Raw genomic sequence first — 13,745 nt, 5'->3', positions numbered from 1 at the left:
GTCGTTACTTTCCGTGGAACTAGGAGAGGATGTCGTTCAACACATGACCATGCACGTCGGTCAGACGGAAGTCGCGACCAGCATAGCGATAGGTTAATCGCGTATGATCGAATCCCAGAAGGTGCAAAATGGTGGCGTGTAGGTCATGCACGCTGGTCGGGCGTTCTACCGCTTTGAAGCCAAAGTCGTCGGTTGCGCCATAGGCAGTTCCACCGCGAACGCCGCCGCCAGCCATCCAGACGGTAAAACCGTAATGATTGTGGTCGCGTCCTAACGTTGTTGCGCCGCTGCCGTTGAGTTCTACGGTCGGCGTGCGGCCGAACTCGCCTCCCCAGATGATCAGCGTATCTTCAAACATGCCGCGGCGTTTTAGGTCAGTCATTAGCGCTGCGATCGGTTGGTCGATCTGCTGCGAAAGTTTGCGGTGGCTCGGCTCTAGGTTGGCGTGATGGTCCCACGCGTTTCCAGCATCGTGCCAAAGTTGGACGTAACGTACGCCGTGCTCTAGCAGACGCCGCGCGATCAGCGTTTGTCGACCGTGAACCGATTCGCCATAGAGCTGGCGAGTTTCTTGCGTTTCTTGATTGATATCGAATGCGTCGGCCGCTTCCATCTGCATGCGGAAGGCCAACTCAAACGAATGGATCCGAGATTCCAGGCGAGGATCATGCCGCTGGCTGCGATGTTCGTTGTTGAGTTGATTTAGCAGTTCCAACTGGCGACTTTGCATCTCAATCGTTGCGTGTCGACTTCGGATGTTCTCGATCAACTTGTCAAGTTGTTCGTGTTTCGAGTCAATGTAGGTTCCCTGCAGGCTGCCAGGCAAAAATCCCGATTGCCAATTAGCGGCGCCGCTAACCGGCTGGCCATTGGGACACATCGCAATGAAGCCCGGCAGGTTTTGGTTTTCGGTTCCCAGGCCATACAGTGTCCACGAGCCGACGCTGGGCCGCGGCAGGACCGAGTCGCCGCAGTTCATTAACATCAGCGAAGGCTCATGGTTAGGAACCTGGGCGTACATCGATCGAATCACCGCGATGTCGTCAATATGTTCGGCCGTCTTGGCGAACAGCTCGCTTACTTCGATCCCGCTTTCGCCATATCTTTGAAACTTAAACGGCGACGGCATGCAAGCCCCGGTCTTCCGCTCAGTGGCGAGCGACATCGGCGGCGTTTGTCCCGCGTATTTCTGCAGCATCGGCTTCCGATCGAACGTATCGACATGCGACGGACCGCCGTTGAGAAAGAAGTGGACCACACGCTTGACCCTGCCTGGAAAGTGAGGGTTTTTCACGGCCAGGGGCGATTTGGCTGCTGCGGGACTAGCGAGTGCATCGGCGGGACTTTGAACAAGCGACGATAGCCCGAGCATCCCCAGCCCGATTCCAGATCGCTGCAACATCTCACGGCGATTGAGCGAATCTGTATGGTTTGAAGGCATGATTGCTAATCCACAAACAGGAATTCGTTGGAGAGAAGGAGGACCTGGGCCAACTGCTCCCATGCGTCGAGTTGACGGTTGCGCTGGCCGGTAAAGTCGTGCTGAGCGTTCCACCGGGGAAGCGGCAAGTCGCTGGACGCGACGCCGTTTTGCGAGAGCATATTGATCTGCGGCGCCCAAAGGTGTTGGTCACTATTTAGCACTTCAAGGATGTCGACGACAAAGTCGATCGATTCCCCTTGCTTCAACTCGACACTGGGGACGTCCATCGTCCGCGTCGTATTGTGGACAAGTTCTTTGCGAAGGACTTTGCCGCTGCTGGTCAGGATCCAGCAGCGAATTCCATCGGCGATCGGCTCTTCATGCTTTACCGTTGATTTGACGGCGTAGGTTCCGTCTGCTGGCGCCGTCCAGCGGCGAACGATTGCATGTCGTAAGTCGTTGCCGGGATGACCGCCGTCGGCTGTGATCTGAGCCCAGCCATGTTGGGTATCGGGCCATGACGTCGCTCCTTGCCAAGCGTCGCCGGTAAAGTAGGGAAGGGGAGTGAAGTTCAACAGCATCCCGGTCACCGGCTCGATTTCGCCGTACCCATACTTCCAGGCTTCCGCCGTAGCGAGAGTATCGTCAGCTTCCTGATGATTCGCCGCTTGTACAAACTGAAGTGCGGCGGTTTGTTCGGATGGACTGGGAGACCGCTGTAATATTTGACGAAACAAAGAGTCAACCGATTCTGCAGTAGTCTTGGCAGATTGCTCACGGATCAGCGCGGCGAGCGAACGCGCGCGATCTGCCTGAAATGAATGGTTCAGCCCAAACAAAGCTTGTTGCGGAACCGTCGTTTCCGATCGCTGCGGCGTGTGCAGATCGGGATTCGCAAAATCAAAAGTTTGCAGGATCGTGGGCAACGATTCTCGTTCGATCAGGCTGTAAATCGTTCGTCGCGCCCCATCTTTCGACACGGCGAACAAGGGATCTCCTTTTCCTCCAGGGCGGCGATTCAAATCTTTTGCAACCTTAAGACTCGCGTCACGAAACTGCTCAAAGGTTAGGCGTCGTCGGTTCATCCGCCAGAGCAAGCGATTCTCGGGATCCTGCTGACTCGCTTGCGCATACGCTGCGGGGCTCGCCGGTCCCGTCGATTTTTGTTGATAGGCGGCCGATAGCATGATCTGGCGGTGCAGGTCCTTGGTGGACCAGCCCCCATCGATGAAGTTGCGCGCCAGCCAATCGAGCAGGTCGGGATGCGTCGGTGGGTCAGCTCGCGTTCCGAAGTCACTGGGCGTGCGGACGATTCCGTGGTCAAAGTGATGCATCCAGACCCGATTGACCCAGACCCGCGCGGTCAGCGGGTTATCGGCCGCGGCGATCGCTTCGGCCAGTTCAAGTCGCCCGCTTCCTTGTTCAAACGGGCGTCGATCTTCGCGCGAAAGTATTTTGAGAAACCGCATCGGCACTTCGTCGCCGGGATTGTTGGCGTTTCCGCGACGTAAAACTCGCGGTGTTGCGATTGTCGGTTTATCGACCAGTTGGACCGCATGCGGAATCGTTTCGGCATTGGCGAGGATCCACTGATCGTACGCCGATTGCAGTTTCCACATCTCAACGCAGGAGTTGGTATCGAAGTCAAACTCGATGTTGATAAAGTCGAGATCAGGAATCACGCAAGGAGACCCGGCGGCATAGAGCACCTTCCGTAACTCTTCTTCCGCGCTATCGTCCATTGCTTTCGGTGGAGGATTTCCTTGCGTTGCTGCAGCCGCCAATTGTTCGTCCCACTTGCGGCTAATCTTATGAAAGAGTTCTGCGTATCGCGCGATCATCTCCGTCCGTGTTGCTGGCGTCGTCGCAAACGCTTTGGCGACCAATGGATTGATCGCGTTCGACGAGTCGCGAAGATGCGTCAATGCGATGTCTGCCTGGTCGAGAAAGTTTTCATCCGGCAACTTCGCCAGCGCGGTCCAGATGACGAAAACCGGATGTTGCGTTTTCTCCGCATTTCGTAGGTAGCGCTGCCAGCCCCAGACAGTTGTGGGCAGCAGGTCCTTCTTCGAGAGGATCTGGCTGAACGCTTGCTGAGGGTATTTTTCGAGCTCGAATTGGGCTTGCAGATAGTCGCCGACGCGACTTCTTGTCAGGTTGGCGAATTCCAGTCGCGTTGCCTGCAATCCTGTATGGAGTTTGGTCTTTCGGTTTTTAAGTTCGGCTTGAACTTTCTCGTTAGCCGACTGATCAAAGATCGGTACGGTCTTTTCGGCCGAATTCTGAAAGATGCCGTAGAGCGAGTAGTAGTCGGCCGTTGGAATCGGATCGAACTTGTGGTCGTGACAACGGGCGCAACCGACCGTCAAGCCGAGCAGTCCGCGCGTGACGACATCAATGCGATCATCGATGATGTCGGGTTCAACTCCTAGGAAACGGCGCCCAAGCGTCACGAATCCCATCGCCGCCGCCGCTTGGGGATCGTCTGGAGCCACTTGATCGGCCGCGAGTTGGAGTCGTACAAATTGATCGTAGGGCATGTCGCTGTTGAACGCTTGAATGACCCAGTCGCGATAGTGAACCGAGTGAACGAAGAAGCGCTCTTCACGACCGTAGACGTACCCTTTGGTGTCGGAATAGCGTGCGACATCGAGCCAGTGCCGCGCCCATTGTTCGCCATAGGCTGGAGAGTTCAGCAGGCGATCGATCAACCGCTCGTAAGCGTCTGGTCGTTGGTCAGCGACGAAGGCTTCAACTTCTTCCGGCGAAGGTGGTAAACCAGTTAAGTCGAACGTCGCGCGGCGAATGAAAGTGCGGCGGTCGGTTGGCGGGGAAGGAGCAAGCGCTGTTGCTTCTAGCTTGTGGAGGATAAATCGATCGATGTTATTCTGCGGCCAAGTTGCATTTTTCACTTCTGGCGGCGACGGCGATGAGATCGGTTGAAACGCCCAATGGTCTCGCTTGGCGGATTCATCCAATTGCGGGTGATCCGATTCGGGCCAGGCCGCACCAGAGTCGATCCATTGACGGAGAAGATCGATTTGCGCCTGCGACAGATTCTTGCCGCTCGACTGGGGAGGCATTTTCTCGAGTTCGTCACTCGATGAAATTCGCTCCACCAGGAGACTCTCGGCCGACTTGCCGGGGACGATCGCGGCGCCGCTATCTCCCCCGGCGATGGCGAACTGACGAGCGTCGAAGCGGAGACCGCCCCATTGGGTTTTGGGCCCGTGACACTCGTAGCAATTTTCGACCAGCAATGGGCGAATCTTGCTTTCGAAATGGTCGTTTGCCTGATTTTGCGAACCATTGGGCGTCTCAGCCGCAAGCCCCGTTGGATAGGCGACAATCGCTGCCGCGACAATCCAAACGAGGACAGGCAACATCAAAGCGCAACTTGGATTGGAGACAATTCTTGGCATTGACTTACTCGGACCGGTGACAACCTTCTGGAGACAGATTGACTCGCGGCTATAACGAAACATTAACGGAGCGAAACTGACACATCGCAATCCTTGATTTGTTTCTCCGTTGACGATTTCCTCATCTCGGGATGGGGAATTGCACAGACCTACTTCAACTCCAACTTGTAGTCGCGGCTGGATTCGGTGATTTGAACCGCTACAGGCGTCCCGTTCATGGAATACTTGCGAATCGCCTCGGCGATCGCGGGATTCTTCTTCGCCTTCCCGCCTACAACTCCCCCGCCTGACATCGGCAGCGACAGGAAAAATTCGCCGGGCCCAGTTTGCACGCCGTCCAAATCGTAAGTGTAGAGCATGACGAATTTCCCCCCTGCAGTCGTCGTCGCCATGCTTTCACGCCCAGTGCTCGGACGGAAGTGAACGATGACTCCTTCCAGCGGTTCTCCCTTGTAGGTGAGCGTTCCTTCCAGCTCTACAATCTCATAGGGTGACTTCGGGCTGCAGCCAACGGTGCATAACAGCATTGCGACTGCAATACTTGCCAAGTAGTGGAACATCGTATTCCTCCGAATAATCGGTGCTAGGAGCCTGGCGGGACGACGCTAGGCTCAGGGAAGGTTGCGTATCGAACATGGCGCCTTTCCTGTTTCCTTAAGGGGGGAAGTCAATTCCTGTCCCCCCTTTTTTCCGTTCTTCGAATGCTATCGATAGGTCTCCACCTCTTGGCCTTGGGGAGTGAAGGTGTTGACCCAAATTGTTGTGTCAACCGTTTCTGTCACAAAGGCCACGCTGCCGTCGGCTCTTGCCGCATTGAGTCCGCCGGGATGAAAGCTTCGAGCTGATCGCATCACCTGTCCCCAATCCGCTCCAACCATGTTGGGCGGAAAAACGATCGAGGTGGGGTCATATCCCGTTAACGCCATGCCTTCACAGGGATGACTGACAAAGAAGAAGGGGTTGCTTCCTCGATCCAGGAAGCGTTTGCTCGACGTACTCTGCTCGAGCATCAAGAAGGTATTGCTGGTTCCGTCAATGATGTCGCCCATTCTGCTCCCGCTGTTCGTGAAAAAGATTCCATCTCCGGTCCCGTCTCTGGCCGAGTTTTCGGCCATTTCTCGGGCGGCGACGGCGTAATCCTTGTGGGAGTTGGCGATCAAGGCGTCCTTCACACTGGATGGACACTGAAACGATTCTGGAACCAACTCCGAGGGGAGCTTGTTGGCCGGATCACCGCTCGCCGTCCACTCAGCGCTATAGTACCACTGGTCCCACCAGTGTTCGGCATAGGCGACGCGGTTGAAATCAATCTGATCGTGAAGAGCCGATTGCTCGACGTAGGGGAGAACGAACGCAGGCCACCCAATCATCCCCTCGTAAAGAACCTTGTAGCCGGAGAACCACTCATGGCCTGGCTGCACAGGCGCGTTACCGGCGACAACATTGGCTGACGCCAAAGCGGCGGGAGGAAACGACTGGAGCGTGTCGTGGTAGTTATGCATCGACAGCGCCAACTGCTTGAGATTGTTAGTGCAAGACATCCGCCGCGCCGCTTCTCGCGCTTGCTGCACGGCCGGCAACAGAAGCGCAATCAGTACTCCAATGATGGCGATAACGACCAGCAGTTCGACCAGTGTAAAACCGCGCGTGCGGCGACGTGCCGCAACCAAATCGACAACTCTCATGACAACCTCCAACGAAAGTATCGGGATAAGAAGATCGAGAAGGGATGGTGCGGAGGAGAAGTCGTGGAGATTCGCCGTGGCTCATTCGCTCCGATGATCTTCACCTCACTGTCCATCCCTGGATTGTCGACAAAACAGCATGGATTGTCAACAATCTTTTTGGCAAGAAATAACGCAATCTCCGTGCCATTACTTTTGTCGAGATGCCAAACGCACTCTGTGGGCGGACTTTGGTCTTTTTTGCGTTATTTAGGCGGCTGATATCGCACTAATGTGCAAACCGCTCTTGGGTGACGGGATCTGGGGAGCTGCGGAAACGCTAGTCCACTAAGCAGATTTGGACAGCAACTGCATCGAAGTCAGGCGATGGTTGCAAGAGGCGCGTGCGATTGCACGCTTACTCGATCTTCTCGTTCAGTAGCGCAAGAGTCGCTTGGAGATCGCCCGATCGAATGCTATCGACGATGGCGCGATGTTCGTCGTAGATCCCCATCGGATCGGGACAACGGCGCTGGGTCCTACGAAAATGGGAACGAATGCGATAGACCATCGCCTCCCAGATGGCTAGCAGGTCTGGTTGTCCAGCTCGTTCCAAAATCGAACGATGAAACGCGATGTCGGCTTCGGCAATTGCGGCATAGTCCTTTGTGGCGCAGGCCTCTTTCATCCGCGTGAGCAAATCTTCCCAGCGGGCGAAGTCTTCGTCGTTCAACTCGTCGAAGATCAACTCCAGCACGTACCCTTCCAGCATTTGCCGGATCGGCACGATCAAATCGCGAATCGGTTTCGGCGGTTCTGATGCGACGACGACGCCGCGATTGGGACGCGTGACCAGCAGACCCTGGTGCGTCAGTTTTTGAAACGCTTCACGAATCGCATTCCGCCCCAGTTTGAACCGTTTCGAGACATCTATCTCGGTCAAACGAGAACCTTCGGTGAGTTGTCCGGAGAGGATTTCCTCGCGCAATTGCTCGACAATTTCAGTGGATCGACGTGATTTTTTGTTGTCCACCATGCAGGGATCCGCCATTTTTCAAACCATTTCGCCGCGTTTTTTCAAATTGTCGACAATCACCGCAGCCTTTCTTCAATGTGTACGCGACTTGGCGGAATGTCAATTGCGGTCATGGAAAGATCCCCTGGCAAATGCTCTTAGACGCTCAGGAATACGGGGCCAGTGGAGCGGAAAAGAAGGAGCGCCGCTCATCCAATAATTGCCACTTACGCCGTTTTGGGATCTTCATCGTTCGAGTCTCCGTTCGCCTTGGGGACTCTCAAAACACAGATAAACCAGCTTGGGGGAGAATCTGCCAGCCAGTGGGTGCGGAAATTTGGGTCAGGTAGATGGAAAGCGGCAGCCGATACGTTGCTTGTTCATGCTCGCGAATGTTTAGATATTCTCTTCCACGCCATATTGCTTTAGCTTTCGGTAAAGCGTTTTGCGGTCGAGGCCAAGGATTCGTGCGGCGGTGGTTTTGTTGTCGCCGACAGCGCTGAGCACGTGAAGGATATAACGGCGTTCCACTTCATCCATCGGCGCCAGATCGGCCGGATCTTCGCCGCCGATGAAGACCTGTGAGCTGCGATAGTCGCGAATCTTGTCGGGCAAGTCTTCTACGGCGAGCAGCTCGTAACGCGTCAGCGCGACGGCGCGTTCGATGACATTTCGCAGCTCACGCACATTGCCTGGCCAGGAATAGGCCAACAGTTTTTCACTGGCTTGGTCGGAAATACTGGTAACCGATTTCTCCGCACGTTTGGCGTGTGTAGTCACGAAATGGCGAGCCAACAGCAGAATGTCGGTCCCGCGGGATCGCAGCGGCGGCAACTCAAGCTGAATGACATTAATACGATAGAACAAATCATCACGAAACTTTTGATCCTCCACGGCCGCTTCGAGATCGCGGTTGGTGGCGGCCAAGATACGAACGTTAAACTCAATTTCCTGGTCGCCGCCTACGGGGCGAAGTTTATTCTCCTCTAGCGCTCGCAATAGCTTCACTTGCATTGCAATCGGCATCTCGCCAATTTCATCCAGTAGCAAGGTCCCTCCCTCGGCTTGTTGGAATAAACCTTTGCGTTCAGCTCGGGCGTCGGTAAAAGCGCCTTTGGCGTGACCAAAGAGCTCGCTTTCCAGCAACGTTTCGGGCAGCGCGGCGCAATTGACGGCGACAAAGGGGCCATTGGCCCGCCGGCTTTGTCGATGTAACAAGCGAGCGACAAGCTCCTTACCGGTTCCACTTTCCCCGGTGATCAGGACCGATGACGAGGATTCGCCGATCCGCGAAATCTGGTCAAATAACCGTTGCATCGGCGGACTTTCGCCGATGATTTCGCCAAAATGACGCGAGTGATCCACCGCCTCGCCCAACAATTTGACCTGCTGCTGCAGCCGCCGGTGCTTGACAGCGCGTTCCAATGAAATTGCCAGCAGATCCATTTCGATCGGCTTGGTGACAAAGTCAAAGGCGCCAGCGCGAATCGCGGCCACCGCCGTTTCCAGGCTCCCAAAGGCGGTCATCACAATCACAGGCACGTCAGGGCGATTCGCGACAATCTGCTCACAAAGCTCAATCCCAGAGGAGCCAGGCATGCGGATGTCGGTCAATACCGCGTCGAACTCATTCTCGTTCAAAGCGTGATACGCTGCTTCCGCCGATGTGAACCAGCTTGATTGGAAGGATCGCAGATTCAGGTCGGTCTGAATCAATTCGCACATGCTTTGCTGGTCATCAACGATCAGGATGTTACCGTACATGGGTTCGTTCCGACGCGGCAGGTTGAATCGGCAAGTAGATAGAGAAGCACGCGCCGTCGTCCGGTTGGCTGACGACATCGATCCAACCGTCATGTTCCTGCACAATCCCAAAGGCGATCGACAGTCCCAAACCGGTTCCTTCTCCTACGTCTTTGGTAGTGAAAAACGGTTCGAATAATTGTTCACGCGTTTGCTCATCGAAGCCGCTGCCGTTGTCTTGCACGTCAATTCGGACGTAATCCGCTTCGAATTTTTCTGGTGAGCGACGCGTCTCGCGCCGAACGGATACCGTGACTTGGCCGCTGTCCGGCGCGGCTTGAATCGCGTTCATGATGATGTTGGTCAGCACCTGTTGTATTTGCGATGAATCAATCGAGGCCACAATCCGTTCTGCGTCTGCGGCCGTAATCGTCACCCCTTTTTTCTCGGCCAACGGTTGCAGCAAGGAAATTGTCCGTCCCGTAAGTAGACTGACGTTCTCTTCGGTGCGCTGCGGCCGACTTTGTCGTGCAAAGTCGAGCAACTGCCGCACAATCAGGGTAATTCGGTTGGCTTCCGCTTTGATCGTTTCGGCGCTCACTCGGGTTTCAGTCTCAGAGAGTTTTCCAGCGGCGATTAAGCCGGCTCGGCCGGCGACGACATTCAGCGGCGTTCCCAATTCGTGCGCGATTCCGGCCGCGAGCCGCCCGACCGTCTTCAGCCGGTCGGCATGGCGCAATTGCTCCAGTGTCGCGATGCGCGTCGCTGATTCGCGTCGTATGGTTTCCTGGTGCTGCGTCAATTGCTCGCACATCTTATTCAACGCCTGGGCCAACTGGCTCAGTTCTCCACTGCCGTTAATCGCCAGCGGATCCGAAAAATCGCCTGCCGCGATGCGTTGCGTTTTCTCAATCAGGCGGTCCAGCGGCTTGCCGACGAGCGTTACTCCGGCATACATCACCAAGCCGACGCCCACGATCGCCAAAACGCCGATCGTAGCCAGCGCGCGATAGATTGCCAAACGATTCTGCTGCTGCAGATCGTCGGCAGGTCGCGAAAACTCCAGCGCCGCTCGACGTTGATCGCCGCCGATCACAGGATAGTAGGTATGCAGCCAGGCTGCGCCCTTTTGCCCATTGACCATTACGGAAACCATCTGCCCACGCGTGACAGGGGCCAAAGATTCAGGCGAAGCCGCGGGCTGTTTCGCGATTGGCGCTTCGGTTTCGAGCGAAATAAAGCGGATCTGGACAAGCTGATTCGAGGAGTGTTCACCCAGCAATAGGGCGTCGACCCCGGCGTCGCCTTGCTTGTTCCAGGTTAGCAACAGCTCGCTTTCAATCGACTTACCCACGCGCTGAGCGTACTCGGTTTGCTCACGTTCGAATGACGCTTTTTGTCCTTGAATCGCGATATAGGTGTTGGTCGCTGTCAGCAAGACCACGACAACGAGGAATATCAGGATCAGCTTGGCCGCTAATCGCATGGGGAATGCCTGTGCGCATGTTAATTGACTTCCGCAGTTCACCATCTTCCGACGGCGATGCGCGTCATGTTATACCATACCCGAATCGAGGTCACAGACCGGTAGGGCGCAGGCGAGTAGGTTCAATATCCTGGCTCCGAGTCCACCCGATCTGGCCGTGCGCGGTACGAATTTGCGTCCACTGGCCGCGCTGGGCCAGCACCTTGACTCGGCGCCCTTGCATATGATCGACGGCGGCTACTTCTTCAAACTGATTACCGTCCCCTGCGTGTAGCTGCAACTGATCGGCCACGATCACGGCGTCGCCAACGCTTGTGGGGTCGGTGGACGCTAGGTAGTAACTGCCTAGGGAAACCAGAAATATCAACAGCGGCGCCGCCGCCAACCGCCAAGCACGAAAGTTAACGCCGACAGCTCGCACGCTCCAGAGGCTCCAAAAGGCAAGCGACGCCAAGATGAGAGTGACGATCACCGTCGGCAACCCCACGACTTGAATGATGCGATCATTGGCGGATCGGAGATGGTGCTGCCACCAATGGAACGAGATCGGTGCGCCGCTAAAGCTGGCGATCGCGTCATTTTCGGCGACACGTTTCACTTTGCTGCTGGCGAACCGGAGATTCGCAAGCAGTTGCCGATTCGTAGGATCAAGCTCTCGTGCGTGTTCATAGTTAGCGATGGCTCGTCCTAACTCGCCGCTTTGCAGGTAGGCGTTGCCTAGGTTCAGGAAGAGCTGACTGTTGTGAACGCCTGCATCGACCAGCAGTTGGTATCTGCCGGCTGACTTCTCAAAAAGTTGCTTGGCAACGGCGGAATCAGTAGCGGCCAGTTCGCTTGCCCGGGCGTAGTCGGCGCCAGCTTCGGCTAGGGTCGTTTGCTGTTGCTGCACGTTTAACTCAACACCGGTTAAGGAAGTTTCGATCTGCGGAGAGTCTTCAGCGGCGAAACCACGACTTGCCGGGATAGCGAACAAAGCAGTCGCAATGATCAGCGGCAGAGAACGCTGCAACACGCGAACAGTCGCGTTTGGCTTCTGTCGTTCGGATCGGCGAACCGGCGATTTCGCTTGCGATTGCAGTGACGCGTCCAGTTTCTCAACCAAGCCTTTCGCCAGTTGGCGCTGTACAAGTTGGGCTTGCGCAGAGTCTTCAGAAACGAACGGGCGCTGGAGCTCTTGGAAAAAGGCATCCAGTTCATTGGCCAACTCATACATGCCGCGAAGCCGGAGTTGTCCCAACGCGCCGCTTGTCGTTTGGCATGGAGTCCGAGTTGCGCGAGCAATGTACTGCGCCAGAGCATCAGCGATCGCGGCGTCGTTGGTTGCAGCTTCAATCGTCGAGAGGCAACGTTTTCGCGGGGACTGAAAACGGAGCAGCTGATCTGCGATTCTTCGCTGATTCGACACGAGAAACAGCCCTAGGCAGACGCCAGGGGGGATCACGACCAGCGCCCACCACCACTTGACCGACGAAGGGGGCGATTGGGGAAGGAGAATACTGGTAGAGTTGTTGTTGGTAAAGTCGGGCAGTTCCGCGACGGCGACGTCTCTCGAGGCAGAATTGCGCATTTGTTGGCCACGCCCGTTGCCGACGATCGCATCTAAGGCCAACGTTTCCGACTCACTGACTTCAATGGCAATCGGCTCACTATGTACGGTCTGGAACGATTCTGTTTCGGGATCGAAAAAGCTGAACGGAATCGCGGGGATTTCTGTGATTCCCGCCTGGCGAGGACGGATCGTTGTCGAAAAGACTTTCGTCTCGTCTTGCACGAAGCCGGCCAGGGATTGATCGGCGACGTGAAAGTTCGTGGTCAGTTCAGACGACATATTCAGCGGCGGGGCCTGCACCAGTTCCATGGGGCCGCTGCCGGCGATGCCGATGTCTAAGGTGATTGGGTCACCGGCCTCAACAGCCGTTGGCGTGGCTCGTGTGACAATTCGATAACGACCTACCGCGCCGCGATAGTCGGCGGGGCGGCCCGCTTGCGGAACCGGCGTTACGACAGTCGCGTCAACGCTCACGTCGCCGACGATCGGGCGAGAGGAGGTGACGGAAAGTTGATTTCCAAAGGGAGACGTGAAGAAGTCGTCGTTCATCATTCGTGACATGGCCGAATTGCCGGCGAAAGGGCTCCCCCCAAAAAGACCGCCAAACGAAGATCGCGACGCGCCCAAGGCCGTGGGATAGTTGACCACAATCTGTACGTCATCCGCATCGATCTGACCGGCTCGCTTGGGGTAAACGGTCGCCGTAATCTCATAGAGGTAATAGCTGCGTTCGTCTCCCTGACCGTCATCGCGCAGAACCTCTTGTCCGCCTGGCCGTTGGTTGTTCTCGGCTAACTCTTGCAGTCGATCGGCGAATCCGCCCCAGGTCGTTTGCTCGGAAATCATATTCCACATATCCCCTTCAGAGAGGGTGATGTTCCGCTCCGTGTCATGAAATGGCTTGATCCAAATCTTTAGCGTCATTTCCAGCGGTTCGCCGACAAAGACCTTTTCTTTGCCGCCGGTGATCTCGACGAACAGCAGATCGCCAGTGATGCTCTTGGTAGCGACGAACCGTTGCGGCTGCGTGGTTACATTGCGTCCGTCGGCATGAATCGTCAGCGGTGGAAGTTCAAAGTTGCCTGCGCGTCGGGGGGTGATGAGATACTGAAAGGTGACGCTACGACTTTCGCTACGGCGTCCGTTCATGATCGTGACTTGAGAACTCTGTGCCGGCGCTCCGGCAGAGCGAATATCGCAGCCATCGATCGAAGGCAACGTGGGTTGTTCGAAGTCATTCGCATTGGCAATCGAAATCTGTAAGGTGATCGGCATGCCGACATAGGCCTCGCGCGATGACAGTCGAGCGTCGACATCGCCTGCTTGGGCAGTCGCCGCGATACCGACGAAGCAGATCACTGCAACGATGAGCATTGCCCCTTGGTGCGATTTCATATTTCTCATCTCTATTTCTCCAACGCCGAAGCCGTTTATATGACAGTG

The 13,745-nt window shown here is 55.9% G+C and carries 8 protein-coding genes; all 8 read right to left on the bottom strand.

Annotated elements, in window-relative coordinates; translation table 11 throughout:
- Window positions 1-19: 19 nt before the first annotated feature.
- Window positions 20-1,441 (bottom strand): DUF1501 domain-containing protein, encoded by a 1,422-nt coding sequence (locus tag M4951_RS13390; protein WP_262022159.1) that lies wholly within the window; start codon window positions 1,439-1,441, stop codon window positions 20-22.
- 5 nt (window positions 1,442-1,446) lie between these two features.
- On the bottom strand, window positions 1,447-4,845 hold the full coding sequence (locus M4951_RS13385; RefSeq protein WP_262022158.1) for a PSD1 and planctomycete cytochrome C domain-containing protein: 3,399 nt from the start codon (window positions 4,843-4,845) through the stop codon (window positions 1,447-1,449).
- A gap of 149 nt (window positions 4,846-4,994) precedes the next feature.
- The gene (locus tag M4951_RS13380; protein ID WP_262022157.1) at window positions 4,995-5,405 is read right to left on the bottom strand and encodes a hypothetical protein; all 411 of its coding nucleotides are present in this window, start codon (window positions 5,403-5,405) and stop codon (window positions 4,995-4,997) included.
- A gap of 144 nt (window positions 5,406-5,549) precedes the next feature.
- Window positions 5,550-6,530: a DUF1559 domain-containing protein gene (locus M4951_RS13375; RefSeq protein WP_262022156.1), complete on the bottom strand. Its 981-nt coding sequence runs from the start codon at window positions 6,528-6,530 to the stop codon at window positions 5,550-5,552.
- Window positions 6,531-6,927: 397 nt separating this feature from the next.
- Complete coding sequence (locus M4951_RS13370; RefSeq protein ID WP_262022155.1) at window positions 6,928-7,545, bottom strand: GntR family transcriptional regulator; 618 nt, start codon at window positions 7,543-7,545, stop codon at window positions 6,928-6,930.
- Window positions 7,546-7,920: 375 nt separating this feature from the next.
- Entirely contained in the window at window positions 7,921-9,288 is a 1,368-nt protein-coding gene (locus tag M4951_RS13365) for a sigma-54-dependent transcriptional regulator (RefSeq protein ID WP_262022154.1), read from the bottom strand.
- Entirely contained in the window at window positions 9,278-10,753 is a 1,476-nt protein-coding gene (locus M4951_RS13360) for a sensor histidine kinase (RefSeq protein ID WP_262022153.1), read from the bottom strand. The genes M4951_RS13365 and M4951_RS13360 overlap by 11 nt, the downstream gene beginning before the upstream one ends.
- 91 nt (window positions 10,754-10,844) lie before the next feature.
- A complete protein-coding gene (locus M4951_RS13355; protein ID WP_262022152.1) occupies window positions 10,845-13,706 on the bottom strand; it encodes a BatD family protein in 2,862 nt (953 codons plus the stop codon).
- Window positions 13,707-13,745 lie beyond the last annotated feature (39 nt).

The organism is Blastopirellula sp. J2-11, assembly GCF_024584705.1.
Classification (GTDB): domain Bacteria; phylum Planctomycetota; class Planctomycetia; order Pirellulales; family Pirellulaceae; genus Blastopirellula.
Note: the sequence above shows the minus strand (reverse complement) of the source record. Positions and strands in the feature narration are given on the sequence as shown.